The organism is Pseudomonas sp. NPDC089395 (assembly GCF_044749525.1).
Taxonomy (GTDB): Bacteria; Pseudomonadota; Gammaproteobacteria; order Pseudomonadales; family Pseudomonadaceae; genus Aquipseudomonas.
On the sequence record NZ_JBIVID010000001.1, the window covers coordinates 1,100,353 to 1,115,764 of the forward strand.

Below are 15,412 nucleotides of genomic sequence, written 5' to 3' on the forward strand. Positions count from 1 at the left end.
CCACTCACTTGCCGCGATGTTTACCGCTGCTGATTTCTTCCGGCACCGTTTCTTTGGCCATGCGCTTGCGAAACAGCGCTGCCCGGGCAAGCAGCAGCGTAGTGACCGGGACGGTGATGGACAGCAGAATGGGGATAAGCCAGGCATGCAGCACCGGGCTTTGCTTGAGCCAAGAAAAATAGATGATCGAAGCCAGCGATACACACCAGGTGCCAAGGGTCGAGGCCAGCGCTGGCGGGTGCATACGCTGGAAATAATCTTTGAGCCGCAGCAGGCCGACCGCACCGATCAAGGCGAACAGGCTGCCAAGTAGCAACAGTACGGCGGTGACCAGTTCCAGCCAGAACGGTAGTTCAAGGGTTTGGTTCATTCGATCACCTCGCCACGCAGCAGGAACTTGGCCAGGGCGAACGAGCCGACGAAGCCGAACAGGGCAATCAGCAAGGCGCCTTCGAAGTACGTGTCACTGGCATAGCGAATACCCAGCACCAGCATCATCAGCATGCCCAGGATGTACAGGTAGTCCAGCGCCAGTACCCGGTCCTGGGCGGATGGGCCGCGAAACAGCCGTATCAGCGTCAGCCCCATGGCCAGGGCGAAGATGAACAGGCTGGCGAGAACGGCATTGGCGAGCAGCCCTGTCATTCGAAAATCTCCATCAGCGGGCGTTCATAGGTGTGTTTGAAATGCTCGATGAAGGCCACTTCGTCCTTCAGGTCGAATACGTGCAGCAGTAGCACACTGCGATCCAGAGCCAATTCCGACCAGACCGTACCCGGTACCACGGTGGTGATCATCGACAGCGCCGCCAGGCCGTGGGCATCGCGCAGGTTCAGCGGGATGTGAACGAAGGCCGAACGCGGCGGTTGCTGGCCAGCACGCAGTACGCCACGTGCCACCATAAGATTGGACTGGATCACGTCTAGCCCTACCCGCCCTATCAGCTTTGCGATCACCAGCGGCCGGCGCACATGGGCGTGCTGCGGGCGCAGTGGCGCCATCAGTTGTGGGGCAAGCACTGCCAGTGCGGCAGCGAGCAGCAGGTTGCCAGGGCTGACCGACAGGTTCAGCAGCAACCACAAGAAGAACAACGAGATGGACAGCAGCGGAGCGGGGAACAATCGGCTCATGGCTGCACCTGTTCGTCGAGTGTGGTCGGGCCGGGAATGGGACGCGCCGCCATCACCGCTTCTATGTAGCGATCCGGCGTTTGCAGGCTGGCGGCGGTGTCCTGGGTGTAGCGCAGCAACGGCTCGGCCTTGAAACTGAGAATGATGCACAGGCCCAGCAGAATGACGATCGGCAGGCATTCATTGCGATGCAGCACAGGCGAAGGGCGCTCTTCGGGTTTCCAGAAGCGCTGGATGCCCACGCGGCCGAATGCGATCAGCGAAGCCATGCCCGACAAAACGAGCAAGGAAACCAACCCCCAGCCGGCCGCGGACAGCGGCTTATCGGCTGGAACACCCAGCCCAAGCGGATTGAACAGCGCGCTCATCAGGTTGAGTTTGCCGACGAAGCCGGACAGTGGCGGCATGCCGATGATCAGCAGGGCGCAGGCGATGAAACTGAGGCCGAGGAAGGCCATGGTCCAGGGGATGATTTGGCCGATCACAACCTTCTGGTCGTCGTCGAGGTTGATGCCCTTGGGTGGGTGCAATGACTCGAGTGGCGATGGAATGGCGTCCTCTTCTTCATCCAGCGGTGCTTCATTGGCCGAGCGCGAGCGCTCGACCAGTTCGGCGAGCAGGAACAGTGCGCACAACGCCAGGGTTGAGTTCACCAGGTAGAACAGCGCCGCGCCTGTCAGGGCCGGTTGGGCGAAGCCGACAGCCCCGAGCAGCGTGCCTGCGGAGACCAGGATGCTCAGCGCGGCCATTCGCTCCAGCCGCTGGGCTGCCAGTATCGACACTGCCGCTACGGCCAGGGTGGCCAGGCCACCGTAGACCAGCCATTGCCCGCCAAAATGTGCCGATGCACCTGCTTGCCCGGAGAACAGCAAGGTCCACAAGCGCAGTACGGCATACAGGCCGACCTTGGTCATGATGGCGAACAGCGCTGCCACCGGCGCGCTGGCCGAGGCGTAGGCGGGGACCAGCCAGAAGTTCAGCGGCCAGATCCCGGCCTTCACCAGGAACGCCATGGCCAGCACCGCCGCCCCAGCGTGCAGGAGGCCGCGGTCGGCTTCCGGTACCAGCGGAATCTTCAGGGCCAGGTCGGCCATGTTGAGGGTGCCGGTAACGCCATAGAGCATGGCTGCGCCAATCAGGAACAGCGACGAGGCAAACAGGTTGATGGCAATGTAATGCAGACCTGCCCGCACCCTCGCTCGGCCCGACCCATGCAGCAGCAGGCCGTATGAGGCCGCCAGAAGCACTTCGAAGAACACGAACAGGTTGAACAGGTCGGCGGTGAGGAAGGCGCCGTACAGGCCCATCAGTTGGATCTGGAACAAGGCATGAAAGCTCGCGCCGGCACTGGCCCAGCGGACGCGTGCGAACAGCAGCGCGCAGACACCGATGACCCCGGTCAGGGTCAGCAACAGTGCCGAAAGGTGATCAAGCACCAGCACGATGCCAAACGGCGCCGGCCAGTTGCCGGGCAGGTAGACGCCGATCGATTCCGCCTGGCCCTGGGTGCGTACCCACAACAGCAGGCAGACTGCAATGACAAGGCCGGTGAAGGTGGACAGCAGGTTGAGGCGCCCCTTGAGCTGGCGATGCTTCTCGCCTAGCAACAGCATCAGCGCCGCAGTCAGCAGCGGCAGCAGTATGGGGGCGACGATCAGTTGACCCATGCCTGTCATTCGTCACGCTCCCGGCCATCCACGTGGTCGGTACCGGTCAGGCCGCGCGATGCCAGCAGCACCACCAGGAACAGGGCGGTCATGGCGAAGCTGATGACGATCGCGGTCAGTACCAGCGCCTGGGGCAACGGGTCGGTGTAATGCAGCAGGTCCTGGGTCACCCCGTCCTTGATGATCGGTTCCTTGCCGATGAACAGGCTGCCCATGCTGAAGATGAACAAGTTGACTCCATACGACAGCAGGCACAGGCCCATGATCACCTGGTAGGTTCGTGGGCGCAGGATCAACCACACCCCCGAGGCGGCCAGTACGCCGATGGCGACTGCGATGACTTCTTCCATCAGGCGGCTCCTGCTTGACTGGTTTTCGACGGATTGCCCGGGCGATAGGCGCGTACCGATTGGTGCGCCAGGGCAGTGAGGATCAGCAGGGTCGAGCCGACCACCACGGTGTACACGCCGATGTCGAAGAACAGCGCACTGGCCACGTGAACATCGCCCAGCAACGGCAGGTGCAGGTGGGCGGTGTGGGTGGTGAGGAACGGGTAGCCCAGCAGCATGGCGCCCACCCCGGTCAGAGTGGCGCACAGCAGGCCGGTGCCCATCCAGCGCAGCGGCCGCAGGCTCATCTGGGCCTCGACCCACTGGGTGCCGGCGACCATGTACTGCAGAATGAACGCCACCGACATGACCAGGCCGGCGACGAAACCACCGCCTGGTTGGTTGTGGCCACGCATGAACAGGTACATCGAAACCAGCAGGGCTATCGGCAGCAGCAAGCGCACCAGCACCGCGGGCACCATCATGAAGCCCAGCGCGGTGTCGCTGGCATGCCGCGGGTTGATCAGGTCGGTTACCACGTCGGGTGCCAGCAGACGCTGCTGGGCTGGCAGCTGCATGCTCTCCTTGGGAGGGCGGAAGCGGCGCAGCAAGGCGAATACGGTGATCGCCACGGCTACCAGCACAGTGATCTCACCGAGGGTATCGAAGCCACGGAAGTCAACGAGCATCACGTTGACCACGTTGGTGCCGCCGCCTTGGGGCAGGGCCCGGCTCAGATAGAACGAGGAAATATCGTTGGGTGTCGGTCGCGTCAGCATAGCGTAGGACAGTACGGCCATGCCGGTGCCGACCAGCACGGCGAGCAACAGGTCGCGCAGGCGCCGAATGCGCGCACGGTCCAGGCTGCCTGGCAGGGGCGAGACGCCTTCGATACGGCGTGGCAGCCACCGCAGGCCGAGCAGGATCAGCACCGTGGTGACCACTTCCACCACCAGTTGGGTCAGCGCCAGGTCGGGCGCCGAGAACCACACGAAGGTGATGCAGGTCATCAGGCCGCAGACGCCGACCATGATCAAGGCGGCCAGGCGGTGGTACTTGGCCTGGTAGGCGGCCCCGATGGCGCAGGCAATGGCGATCAGCCACAGCGCGACGAACACGCCGGAGCCAGGAATTTTCGGTCGATCCCCCCAGCTAAGGCCGCTGTACAGCATGGGCGTGAGCCCGGCGAGAAACGCTGCCAGTACCAGCATGAACAGCTGCGATTGCAGCCGGCGGCTGGTCAGCAGCCTCTCGGCCCGTCGGGCCAACAGCATCAGGCGCGCCTGGCCGTGTTCGAACAGGCGCTTGCCATTGAAGCGCTCGATCAGCGGCGGGTAGGGGAAGCGACCGAGGCGCAGCTGGTTGCGCAGCAGCAGGTACAGCACGACACCACCGCTCATGGCCACCAGACTCATGATCAGCGGGGCGTTCCAGCCATGCCAGATGGCCAGGCTGTATTCCGGCAGCGTGCCGCCTACCACGGGCAATGCGGCGGCAGCCAGCAGCGGGCCGACCGACTGGGCAGGAAAAATACCCACCACCAGACAGGTGAGCACCAGCAGTTCGACGGGGGCGCGCATCCAGCGTGGCGGTTCATGGGGTGTGTGCGGCAGATCTTGCGCGGTAGGGCCGAAGAACACATCGACGGTAAAGCGCAGGGCGTAGGCGACGCTGAAGGTGCCGGCAAGGGTGGCGATGACTGGAAGCGTGGCTTCGACCCAGGCAGTGGAGGAGATGAACACGGTTTCGGCAAAGAACATTTCCTTGGACAGGAAACCGTTCATCAGTGGCACTCCCGCCATCGAGGCACTGGCCACCATGGCCAGCGTCGCGGTGTACGGAACCAGTCGGATCAGGCCGCTCAGGCGGCGAATGTCGCGGGTGCCGCTTTCGTGGTCGATGATGCCGGCGGCCATGAACAGCGAGGCCTTGAACGTGGCATGGTTGAGGATGTGGAACACCGCGGCCACGGCTGCCAGCGGGCTGTTGAGGCCCAGCAGCAGGGTAATCAGGCCGAGGTGGCTGATGGTGGAGTAAGCCAGCAGGCCTTTGAGGTCGTTCTGGAACATGGCCGCGAAGGCGCCCAGCAATAGCGTCAGCGCGCCGGCACCACCGACGATCCAGAACCACTCTTCGCTGCCGGAAAGCACTGGCCACAGCCGCGCCAGCAAGAATACCCCGGCCTTGACCATGGTCGCCGAGTGCAAATAGGCAGAAACCGGTGTCGGCGCCGCCATGGCGTGGGGCAGCCAGAACTGGAAGGGAAACTGCGCACTCTTGCTGAGCGCGCCGATCAGAATCAAAGGCAGCAACACCGGATACAACGCGTGCTGGCGGACGGTCTCGCCGGCGACCAGGACCTTGTCCAGGTCGTAGCTGCCGACCACATGCCCAAGCAGCAAGGCGCCCACCAGCAGGCACAACCCGCCGGCGCCGGTAACCATGAGGGCCATGTAGGCCCCGCGGCGGGCGTCAGCGCGGTGGTGCCAGTAGCCAATCAGCAGGAACGAGAACAGGCTGGTCAGTTCCCAGAAGAACACCAGCTGGATCAGGTTGCCGGAAATCACCAGGCCGAGCATCGCCCCCATGAACGCCAGGAAGAATGCGAAGAAGCGCGGTACCGGGTCCTGTGGCGACATGTAGTAGCGCGCATACAGTGACACCAGTGCGCCGATGCCCAGCACCAGCAGCGAGAACAACCAAGCGAAGCCGTCCATGCGCAGCACAAGGTTCAACCCCAGGCTGGGCAACCAGAGAAATTCTTCGCGGATGACCCCGCCATGGGCGATCTGGGGGTACAGCAGTGCTACCTGGACCGTGCCGACCAGGGCCACGAGCCCTGCGAGGATGGACTCGGCGTTACGTGCGTTGTGCGGCAGCACGGCTGCCAGGCAACTGCCCACGAACGGCAGAAGCAGTAGCACTATCAATGACATAGCGTTCTATTCTGGAGAGGTTTGCAAGGATCATACGTGCCGAGCAGTTGATCACCAACACGCAAGCTGTCGCAGAATCATACAAACAGGGTGTGACAAGCAGCTTTTTTATAACAGTTTTTTACGAAGCATAGCTGCAGTTGCGCGGTTTACAGACCGGGTTCGCGTTCTCGGTCATGTGCGATTTCGATTTCTTCGGCAGTCTCACGACTGCGTCGGATTTTCAGTTCGCTCACCACAACGGCCATCACGATCAACAGCCCGCCCAGCAGCGCCACCCCTGGCAGGCGCTCGCCGGCGATGCGCCCGACGACCCCGGCCCATACCGGTTCACCGGCGTAGATCAACGTGGCCCGGGTAGGCGAAACCGATTGCTGGGCCCAGTTCATCGCTACCTGGATCACCGCGCTCATCGCGCCTAGGCCGAGGGCACTGAGCAGCAGCAGCCACGAGAAATCTGGGAGACGCTCCTGGGTTGGAACGATCATCAGGAAAGACAGCAACGAGGCGGTGGCCAGTTGCACCACGGTGACCCGGCGGACATCGACCTGGCCGGCGTAGCGACTGATCAGGATGATTTCGCCGGCGATGGCCACGGCACTTACCAGCGTTACCACTTCGCCTTCACTGAAGTGCAGTGCACCCCCCTCGGGACCGGCCAGCAGCATCAGGCCGATGAACGCCAGGCAGATGCCGATGCTCGGCATCAACCCTGGGCGTCGACCCAGCACCAGCCACTGCAGCAGCGGCACGAACGGCACATAGAGCGCGGTGATGAACGCCGACTGGCTGCTGCTGATGGTCTGCAGGCCCATGGTCTGCAAGCCGTAACCGAGCATGATGGTGATGCCGATCAGCACACCGGCCTTCAGTTCGGTGAAGGTCAGCCCAGGCAGCGAGCGCGCCGACACCAGGCCCACGAACAATGTCGCTGCGGCAAAACGCAGGCCGACGAAGAACATCGGGCCGCTGACGGTCATGACGTTGTGCACCAGCAAGAAGGTGCCGCCCCACAGCATGGTGATGAATACCAGCACCATCTCGGCCTTGCTCAGGCGAAAGGACAGGGAGGTCTTTGGGCTGCTGGTCGGCTGGTTCATGCACTTGCACACTCGAAGGGGGCGGCGCACAATCGGCGCAAAGTGGGCAGTATACTGCGCAACCTGGGTAAGTGAGCAATATAGTGCACAAAGATTCCATGCATCGCGCGTCGGTGCTGCAGCATGTCAGCTTCAATGTCCGTAGCCTGCGCAACGCCGCTTCGATGAGCCAGACAACCCTGGCGGAGCGCTCAGGAGTCAGCCGGCGCATGCTGGTGGCGATCGAGGCTGGTGAGAAGAATGTCAGCCTGACGACCCTTGACCTGATTGCCGAAGCCCTCGGTGTAGCCTTCAGCACGCTGATCCAGGCGCCCGACCAGCGTGACCCCGGTCGCATCGACGAGTTGGCCTGGGCTGGAGAGCATCCGCAGAGCAAGGCTGTGCTGCTGGCCAGTAGCGCGGCCCGGCGGGAAGTGGAAATCTGGGAATGGACCCTGGCTCCTGGGGAGTGCTATGTCAGCGAGGCCGATGCCGAGGGCTGGAGCGAGCAGATCTACGTGGCCGAAGGGCAGCTTACTTTGATCATCGAAGGGGTCGAGCGTTGTCTGCAGGTTGGCCAGTTCCACGTGTTTCCCAGCGACTGTCACTACGCTTACCGCAACGATGGTGCAGTGATCACGCGCTTCGTGCGTAACGTGGTGATTTGAGCGCGACTCTGTGCCGACCGCTTCGCGGGCATGCCGGTGAAGGGGCGGCACGGACGATACTCGCGTTCAGAGGCCCAGCAACTCGTCAGTCTTCACAACTTTGGCATAGGCAAACGCCAGTGCGGCCATTGCCGAGGCATGCACATCAGCCGCCGGTACTTGCTTGCCGTCGAAGTCCAGCGGCAGCGTGGCACACGCGTCATGTGCGACGGTGACGTCATAACCATAATCGGCGGCGGCTCGCGTGGCTGCGTCGATGCACATATGGCTCATGCTGCCAACGATGGTCAGCACCTGGATGCCGTGTTGCTCCAGGGTGCTCTTGAGTGGGGTATCGCGAAACGCATTGACCTTGTGCTTGAGTACCACGGGTTCGCCGTCCAGCGGTAAGACTTTGCTGTGAATGGCCGCGCCTTGCGATTCGGGGGCGAAGAACGGTGCGTCGGCGCTTTCGAATTCATGCCGCACATGCACCACCAGGTCGCCCCGCTGGCGGGCTGCCGCCAGCAGTCGTGCGGCATTGTCGGCTGCCTGCTCGGCACCGTCGAGGGTCCATTTGCCGCCTGGGAAATAGTCATTCTGGATGTCGATGATGATCAACGCCTGCTTGCTCATGTCGCCTCCTGAGGCAATTGTTGTGGCTAGACGCTAGTTATAGGCGCTTCACAGCCGCGCTGCCGCAAAGTAATCGCACCTTCACAGCGGCTCTGGATGCGCTGGCGGATGTGGCCCAGGTCCCACTTGGGCCAGATGATCCTGGCGGTTGCGCAGTGGGCACTCCTTCAGTGACAAGCAGCCACAGCCAATGCAGCCATCCAGCTGGTCGCGCAGGAGGGTCATCTCTTCGATGCGGCGGCTAAGGTCTTCACGCCAGCGCGCTGACAATCGTTGCCAATCCTCGGCAGTAGGCGTGTGGTCGCTCGGCAACGTGGCCAGCGCGGTGGCGATATCCACCAGCGGGATACCCAGGCGCTGGGCCATCTTGATGACCGCCACCCGCCGCAGCATCGCTCTCGGGTACCGGCGCTGGTTACCGGTATTGCGGCTGCTGTGGATCAGTCCTTTGGTTTCATAAAAGTGCAGGGCAGTGACGGCCACGCCGCTGCGTGCGGCCAACTGGCCGACGCTGAGCTGCTTTTCCTGCGCTTCGGTCGATTTGCGTGGCATGTGGAAAAAGCTCTTGACCTTGAGTTAACTCGAGGTTTTACCCTGCTGGCCATCGCGCTGCAAGCGTTCAGAGCAAGGAGACTGACCATGACGGCCACGCCGCATTCCCTGTGGTTTACCCAGATGATCGAATATGAGGTACCGGTTTCTCGCCAGGCGGCGTTGGCCGAGGCTCTGGTCACGCGCAGCGAAGAACTGGCCTTGCGTTGCGAGGGGCTGCAAGGGGTCAGTGTCCAGGCCAGTGATGACGGCAGTCGGGTGCTGCAGTACTTGCAGTGGCAGTCGCGCCAGGCGTGGGCAACGGCGGCGCAAATCTTTGCCGATGAACCTTTTCTCGACTTGCTCAGCCGGCATCAGGCGCGCAGCGTGAACTTTACCGCCTATCAGGCGCTACGCAGCCTGGTGCGCGACGTCGATGGCGGCTTGCATTGCCAGGTCGGCGAGCTTCAGGCGTACCACGGCGCGTAGTGCGGGTAGCGATCCAGGCGCGCGCCAATCACCATCTCGCTGATCCATGCAGCCAGAATTGAGCTGTAGGATTTCTGGCTTTCTTCGCTGGAGAGCGCATGGTCTGCACCATCGACGATACGGTGGGTGAGCGAGTGGGCACTGACGAATGCAGAGCGATAGCTCATCAGCGTGGTGTGCGGCACATAGTCGTCCTGCTCGGACTCTACCAGCAGCACATCGCCAGTGAATTCCGCGCAGGCCGCAAGCGCTCGGTTATCGGCCGGGCAGAGCTGGCGCTGGCGGTAGGCATTGAGGCGCTGGCGGTCGAGGGTCTGCTTGGGGGTGTCCCATTCCTCATCCCAATACATTGCCGGTACCCGCATGGCCAGCCATTTCACCGGTCGTTGGAGGGTCAGCAGGGTGGCCAGGTAACCGCCATAGCTGCTGCCGATGATGGCGATGGCGGTGCTGTCCACCGAGGGGTGGTTGGCCAGGCAGTCGTAGGCAGCAAGCAGGTCATTGAGGTTCTGCTCGCGGGTGACGGTCAGCCGTTGGCTTTCAGTTTTCTCGTGGCCGCGCAGGTCGAAGGTCATGCATACGCATCCCAGCCCGGTAATATGCCGGGCACGGGCCAGGTCACGCTGCTGGCTGCCGCCCCAGCCGTGGACGAACAGAATGCCTGGCATCTTGCTGCCGGGGCTGACCAGCGTGCCGACGATGCTGTCGTTTTCCACTTGCAGTTCTACGGTTTCACTCTGAATGGTCATGCTCGCGAATCCGCGCGAATTTGCTGAGTTGTCCGAGTTCACTGTCGTTTCCTTGGTAGAAGAGGGTGGCGTCAGCGGGTAGATCGGGTGTGCCGAAGACCTCGTGGGTGGACGCACGTACCCGCTGCAAGGCGGGGTCTGCGGCAAATGCCTGCAGGGCCAGGAGTTCTGCACTGCTCGCCCCGCCCAGGCGCCAGGACTGTTCGAGCACGCCACTGCGCAGATGGCCCTGCGGGTTGTTGCCACGCGCGATGTCATAGTTGCGCCGGGATGCGATGAAGCCAGGAAAGTGCTGCTCTGCTGCCTGCTCGTAGGTGATGGCCTGGTTGATCGCCAGGCGCAGGTGGTCCTCCAGCGCAAGCTGCAGCAAGTCTTGGTAACCGCCGCGTACCACCACCAGCTCGGAGCCGCCGTAGACTTCGATACCCTGATGGTCGTGGGTCAATTGCTGGGTGCCGTGGTAGCTGCACGTCAGCCCGGCGACACTGACCTGGCCGACACTGAACGTCTGTACATCGCTCAGGTCCTCCTCCAGCACCAGGCCCCAGAGCGCCAGTTCCTGGTCATCGATGTTGGCCAGTAGGGGTTCCAGCTCATCGAGTTGGGTGAGCACCTGCTGCCCGCGCCCGGCACAGGCCAGCACGGGTTTGAGCCGCAGTGGCCCTTCGAGCAGCAGTAACTGCGCCGCGCGGCGGGCATCGGCTTTACTGAACACGGTGTAGCCACGCAGCAGGGCATCACTGGCTTGCAGCGCGAAGGCGTCGGTCCAGCCTGGCGGGAAGCTGGCATTAGCCGGCAAGGGGTGGGAGATCGCTTTGGTGGCCATATACGGATGACTGACGAGGCCGCCGAACAAGTCCTGTTCGGTGCGGATCCCCATCGCGGCATGGCGGTCCGGGCCGATCAATGTTTCAGTAGGCAGGTAATAGTAGTTGTCCGCACTGCTGGGTGGTTGCGCGGGTTGCACGACTGCGCAACCCAGCAATTGCGCGAGGCCGGCAGCGAGCTTGAGATGAACCGCGTGCTCGTGTTCCGGGGTGTGCTCGCGGGTATCAAGGAGAACGACAGCATTCTTCGGGTCGCAAGCGCTGGGCATGGGCATCGACCTGTCTGCAAGGAATGTACTGGTTGTGAAGCTTGGGTTGGCGGGAAGTTCAGCTGAAGTCGATCGAAGGTATCGGTGTACCTGTAGGAATGATCCTATTTGCAGGTGCGTCCAGGCTTTGCGGGCCGTGCCCAGGTCGCCACGATTGCAGCGCTGGGGTGGCTGTTCCATTATCGTCATCCTGGATTAACCACGATTTATCCGCAGGAGTGCGCATGAACGTTCAGACCACGATTCAGCAGAGTGTGCCGGAGCGCCTGGCGCGTGTGCGCCAAGTGATGGCCGAGGAGGGCATCGATGCCCTGCTGGTGCCCTCGGCCGACCCCCATCTGTCCGAGTACCTGCCGGGCTACTGGCAGGGGCGCCGCTGGTTGTCCGGGTTCCATGGTTCGGTGGGGACCCTGGTGGTCACTGCCGACTTTGCCGGTCTGTGGGCCGACAGCCGCTACTGGGAGCAAGCCGAGAAAGAGCTGGCTGGCAGTGGTATCGAGCTCATGAAGCTGCAGCCAGGCAAGCCGGGTGCACTGGAATGGTTGGGCGATAATGTCGTCACCCAGGGCACCGTTGCGGTGGATGGCGCGGTCATGGCCCTGGCCTCGGCGCGTCAGCTCGAAGAGCGCTTGGCCGTTCGTGGCATCCGCCTGGTGACTGACAACGACGTGTTGGCCAAGGTCTGGGAGGGGCGTCCGGCACTGCCAGGTAACCCGGTCTACCAGCACCTTGCGCCCTACGCCACGGTCAGTCGGGCGGAAAAGCTCGCCCAGTTGCGCAGCACCTTGAAGGAGAAGGGGGCCGATTGGCACTTCCTCGCGACCCTTGATGACATCGCTTGGCTGTTCAACGTGCGCGGCAGCGATGTTTCCTACAACCCAGTGTTCGTTTCCTTCGCGCTGATCGGCCAGGCGCAGGCCATTTTGTTCGTCGGGGCGGATAAGCTCGATGAGCACTTGCGTCATGTGCTTCAGGCCGACGGCATTGAAGTGCGTGATTACTCACAGGTTAACCAGGCACTCGCAGCCTTGTCGCCGGCCAGCCGTTTGCTGGTCGACCCCGCGCGGGTGACCTACGGTTTGCTGAAAAACCTGGATGCCCAGGTGCAGCTGGTCGAGGGGCTGAACCCGACCACGCTGAGTAAATCACGTAAAACCGAAGAAGAGCTGGTGCATATCCGCCGGGTCATGGAGCAGGATGGCGCAGCGCTGTGCGAGTTCTTCGCCTGGTTCGAAGCGCATCTGGGCGAGCAGGTCATTACCGAGCTGACCGTCGATGAGCAATTGAGTGCTGCGCGGGCCCGTCGACCTGATTTCGTTTCGTTGAGTTTCTCCACCATTGCCGCCTTCAACGGAAACGGCGCGATGCCGCATTACCGGGCAACCGAGCAGTCCCACGCGGTGATCGAAGGTAACGGCCTGCTGTTGATCGATTCGGGAGGGCAGTACCTGGGCGGGACCACTGATATCACCCGGATGATTCCGGTGGGTGCGCCGACCCTTGAGCAGAAGCAGGATTGCACGCGAGTGTTGAAAGGGATGATCGCACTGTCGCGTGCCACGTTTCCTCGCGGGATCCTCTCTCCGCTGCTCGATGCCATTGCGCGTGCGCCGATTTGGGCGGATCAGGTCGACTATGGCCACGGTACCGGGCATGGCGTGGGCTACTTCATGAACGTGCATGAAGGGCCGCAGGTGATCGCCTACCAGGCGGCAGCCACTCCTCAGACAGCTATGCAGGCCGGGATGATCAGCTCGATCGAGCCAGGCACTTACCGACCAGGCGCCTGGGGCGTGCGTATAGAGAACCTGGTAGTGAACCGTGAGGCCGGTACAACGGCGTTCGGCGACTTCCTGAGTTTCGAGACCTTGACGCTGTGTCCTATCGATACTCGCTGTCTGGTGCCGGAGTTGCTGGCACAGGAAGAGCGCGACTGGCTCAATCGTTATCACGCGACCGTGCGCGAGCGCCTCGCGCCATTACTTGAAGGTGCTGCACTGGAATGGCTGCAAGTTCGCACAGCACCGCTGTGAAGGGCGTAGCGGGAATGGAATGAAAGAAGGGCAGCTCACAGGCTGCCCTTCTTGTTACTTACAGATGATGATCATGCTACGGCTGGTATAACCGGCCGGGTTGATGCCGAACAGGTAGTCGCCCGGCTCTTCGTCAGTATCCCCAGAGCGCGCGATGACCTTGTAGCCCCGTGTGCTGCAGGCCGCGGTAGCCTTGCTGTAGCACTTGTCCCACGACGAGGACAGGCCCGAGCAATTGATATGCAGGCCCTTTTTTCCTTTTTTGACCTCGGTCTTGGCCGTAGCGGCACATCCAGCAATGACCAGGACCGCCAGGATGAGCAAAATACGTTTCATTCCTGTCCTTAATTGCAGGGCGGAGCACACGCCTTACCCTGTCGTTATCGCTTCGGTGCTACCTGAATATTCCCCGGCATCCATGTGCATCAAGTAGATAGCGTGAAGATGATGCTTGTGTGACAGCTTAATCAGCGGGGCGAGTCGCCACAATGGTTAATCCTGCGGCAAATGGAAATATTTCTCAACTCAGTCGGCAGCAACGGCTGGGTTGCTGTCGCGGCCCATTGAAAGCGTGGCGCCTGCCGAAGCCGCGATGATGGCGAGAATCGCCAGCCATTGTGTCGTAGTCAGTACTTCGCCGAGGAACAGCAACCCTGAAAGTGCACCAATTGCAGGTTCGATGCTCATCAATGTGCCGAAGGTGCGTGCCGGCATGCGGGTCAGGGCAACCATTTCCAGGCTGTAGGGTAATGCTGTCGAGAGAATGGCAACACCGAGCGCCATCGGGATGAGCGCAGGTGTGAGCAATGCGCTGCCGGCATGAACGATACCAATGGGCGCCACGAACAGGGCGGCCACCACGACACCCAGCGCAGCGCTTTGAATACCGTGCTCCGCGCCGGCGCGCTGGCCGAATAGAATGTACAGTGCCCAGCAGACACCGGCCCCCAGCGCATAGCCCACGCCAACCAGGTCGAGGGATTGGCCAGTTTGACCGACGGGAATGAGCAGCAGCAGGCCAGCAACTGCGAGTGCAATCCACAGGAAATCGAGCACGCGACGCGAGGCGAAAAGCGCCACGGCCAACGGTCCGGTGAACTCCAAGGCCACGGCGATACCCAGTGGCGTGGTCTGCAGGGCCATATAGAAGAGGAAGTTCATTCCCCCCAGGGCCATGCCGTAGATGACCACATTGCGCAGTGTGGTTGCCGTCATGCGTACACGCCATGGGCGCAGGATCATCAGCATGATAATGCTGGCGAAAACCAGGCGCAGGGTCGTAGTGCCTTGTGCGCCAACGATCGGGAACATGCTTTTGGCCAATGAGGCGCCGGACTGTATGGATGCCATGGCGATGAGCAGCAGGCCGATGGGGAATAGCGTTGTGGCCAGGCTGCGAGGCTGGGTGTTCATTTGCGGGAGGCAATCCTTGAGGAGGGTAGGGCGGGTGTGCACTATAGTGCGCAATTGCTGGGGTAGGGGCAAGGGTGTACACCAGATCTCAGGGGGGCAGTAGATGTCGTGGCATGCACTAAGCGGCTTCGAAACGGTCTTCGCCCAGGATATTTCAAATAAATGAAATTAACCCTTGACCGGTTCTCGAATCCCCTTATAATGCGCCCCACTTCCAGCGTAGTCGGAACGAGAAACTCCTTGAGATTCAAAGAGTTAATCGAGCCAGGTAGTACTGGAGGTGCTTCGATCGAATGATCGATAGCGGTTAAGATGGTGGTTGACAGCGCTTCTAAACGCTGTATGATTCGCCTCCCGCTACGAGAGATCGCAGCGTTGCCAAGTGTTTGAAGCTAAACGAGTTTCTCGCAAAAAACTTCAAAATAAACGCTTGACAGCAAATGAGGAAAGCGTAGAATGCGCGCCTCGGTTGAGACGAAAAGCTCTTAACCAAACGCTCTTTAACAAATCGAATCAAGCAATTCGTGTGGGTGCTTGTGAGTACGGACTGATAGTCACAAAGATTATCAGCATCACAAGTGACCATGCGAGAAATCACATAGTCATTTGAGATTGCTGAGCCAAGTTTAGGGTTTCTTAAAAACCCAAGCAGTATTGAACTGAAGAGTTTGATCATG

At 61.5% G+C, this 15,412-nt stretch carries 16 protein-coding genes; 3 read left to right on the top strand and 13 right to left on the bottom strand.

What is annotated here, in order from left to right; translation table 11 throughout:
* Positions 1-4 precede the first annotated feature (4 nt).
* The 7 genes from ACIPZG_RS04905 to ACIPZG_RS04935 all read right to left on the bottom strand — a co-directional run bounded on the left by ACIPZG_RS04905 (position 5) and on the right by ACIPZG_RS04935 (position 7,162).
* Positions 5-370: a Na+/H+ antiporter subunit G gene (locus tag ACIPZG_RS04905; RefSeq protein WP_400710795.1), complete on the bottom strand. Its 366-nt coding sequence runs from the start codon at positions 368-370 to the stop codon at positions 5-7.
* A complete protein-coding gene (locus ACIPZG_RS04910; RefSeq protein ID WP_008099518.1) occupies positions 367-645 on the bottom strand; it encodes a K+/H+ antiporter subunit F in 279 nt (92 codons plus the stop codon). Before ACIPZG_RS04910 ends, ACIPZG_RS04905 begins: the two co-directional genes overlap by 4 nt.
* The gene (locus ACIPZG_RS04915) at positions 642-1,130 is read right to left on the bottom strand and encodes a Na+/H+ antiporter subunit E (protein ID WP_400710798.1); all 489 of its coding nucleotides are present in this window, start codon (positions 1,128-1,130) and stop codon (positions 642-644) included. The genes ACIPZG_RS04910 and ACIPZG_RS04915 overlap by 4 nt, the downstream gene beginning before the upstream one ends.
* Complete coding sequence (locus ACIPZG_RS04920) at positions 1,127-2,806, bottom strand: monovalent cation/H+ antiporter subunit D (protein WP_400710801.1); 1,680 nt, start codon at positions 2,804-2,806, stop codon at positions 1,127-1,129. Before ACIPZG_RS04920 ends, ACIPZG_RS04915 begins: the two co-directional genes overlap by 4 nt.
* The gene (locus ACIPZG_RS04925; RefSeq protein WP_003250128.1) at positions 2,803-3,147 is read right to left on the bottom strand and encodes a Na+/H+ antiporter subunit C; all 345 of its coding nucleotides are present in this window, start codon (positions 3,145-3,147) and stop codon (positions 2,803-2,805) included. Before ACIPZG_RS04925 ends, ACIPZG_RS04920 begins: the two co-directional genes overlap by 4 nt.
* Positions 3,147-6,062: a monovalent cation/H+ antiporter subunit A gene (locus tag ACIPZG_RS04930; protein WP_008099532.1), complete on the bottom strand. Its 2,916-nt coding sequence runs from the start codon at positions 6,060-6,062 to the stop codon at positions 3,147-3,149. The genes ACIPZG_RS04925 and ACIPZG_RS04930 overlap by 1 nt, the downstream gene beginning before the upstream one ends.
* A gap of 149 nt (positions 6,063-6,211) precedes the next feature.
* On the bottom strand, positions 6,212-7,162 hold the full coding sequence (locus ACIPZG_RS04935; protein WP_400710804.1) for a DMT family transporter: 951 nt from the start codon (positions 7,160-7,162) through the stop codon (positions 6,212-6,214).
* Between the two features lie 83 nt (positions 7,163-7,245).
* Here ACIPZG_RS04935 and ACIPZG_RS04940 point away from each other — a divergent pair, with 83 nt between their 5' ends.
* On the top strand, positions 7,246-7,809 hold the full coding sequence (locus ACIPZG_RS04940) for a helix-turn-helix domain-containing protein (protein ID WP_400710807.1): 564 nt from the start codon (positions 7,246-7,248) through the stop codon (positions 7,807-7,809).
* A gap of 66 nt (positions 7,810-7,875) precedes the next feature.
* Here ACIPZG_RS04940 and ACIPZG_RS04945 read toward each other — a convergent pair whose 3' ends face one another.
* The gene (locus ACIPZG_RS04945; RefSeq protein WP_400710810.1) at positions 7,876-8,424 is read right to left on the bottom strand and encodes a cysteine hydrolase family protein; all 549 of its coding nucleotides are present in this window, start codon (positions 8,422-8,424) and stop codon (positions 7,876-7,878) included.
* An 81-nt stretch (positions 8,425-8,505) separates the two neighbouring features.
* Positions 8,506-8,976: a redox-sensitive transcriptional activator SoxR gene (gene soxR, locus ACIPZG_RS04950; RefSeq protein WP_400710813.1), complete on the bottom strand. Its 471-nt coding sequence runs from the start codon at positions 8,974-8,976 to the stop codon at positions 8,506-8,508.
* 87 nt (positions 8,977-9,063) lie between these two features.
* Here soxR and ACIPZG_RS04955 point away from each other — a divergent pair, with 87 nt between their 5' ends.
* Positions 9,064-9,444: an antibiotic biosynthesis monooxygenase gene (locus tag ACIPZG_RS04955; protein WP_400710816.1), complete on the top strand. Its 381-nt coding sequence runs from the start codon at positions 9,064-9,066 to the stop codon at positions 9,442-9,444.
* Here ACIPZG_RS04955 and ACIPZG_RS04960 read toward each other — a convergent pair.
* A complete protein-coding gene (locus ACIPZG_RS04960; RefSeq protein WP_400710819.1) occupies positions 9,423-10,193 on the bottom strand; it encodes an alpha/beta hydrolase family protein in 771 nt (256 codons plus the stop codon). The genes ACIPZG_RS04955 and ACIPZG_RS04960 overlap by 22 nt on opposite strands.
* A complete protein-coding gene (locus ACIPZG_RS04965) occupies positions 10,177-11,295 on the bottom strand; it encodes a DUF3182 family protein (RefSeq protein ID WP_400710822.1) in 1,119 nt (372 codons plus the stop codon). The genes ACIPZG_RS04960 and ACIPZG_RS04965 overlap by 17 nt, the downstream gene beginning before the upstream one ends.
* 218 nt (positions 11,296-11,513) lie before the next feature.
* Between ACIPZG_RS04965 and ACIPZG_RS04970 the strand changes: the two genes are divergently transcribed.
* Positions 11,514-13,322 (top strand): aminopeptidase P family protein, encoded by a 1,809-nt coding sequence (locus ACIPZG_RS04970; protein WP_400710825.1) that lies wholly within the window; start codon positions 11,514-11,516, stop codon positions 13,320-13,322.
* A gap of 54 nt (positions 13,323-13,376) precedes the next feature.
* On the opposite strand, the gene ACIPZG_RS04975 is transcribed toward ACIPZG_RS04970, so the two are convergent.
* Positions 13,377-13,658: a hypothetical protein gene (locus ACIPZG_RS04975; RefSeq protein ID WP_008099549.1), complete on the bottom strand. Its 282-nt coding sequence runs from the start codon at positions 13,656-13,658 to the stop codon at positions 13,377-13,379.
* A 189-nt stretch (positions 13,659-13,847) separates the two neighbouring features.
* A complete protein-coding gene (gene rhtA, locus ACIPZG_RS04980) occupies positions 13,848-14,735 on the bottom strand; it encodes a threonine/homoserine exporter RhtA (RefSeq protein WP_400642203.1) in 888 nt (295 codons plus the stop codon).
* Positions 14,736-15,412 lie beyond the last annotated feature (677 nt).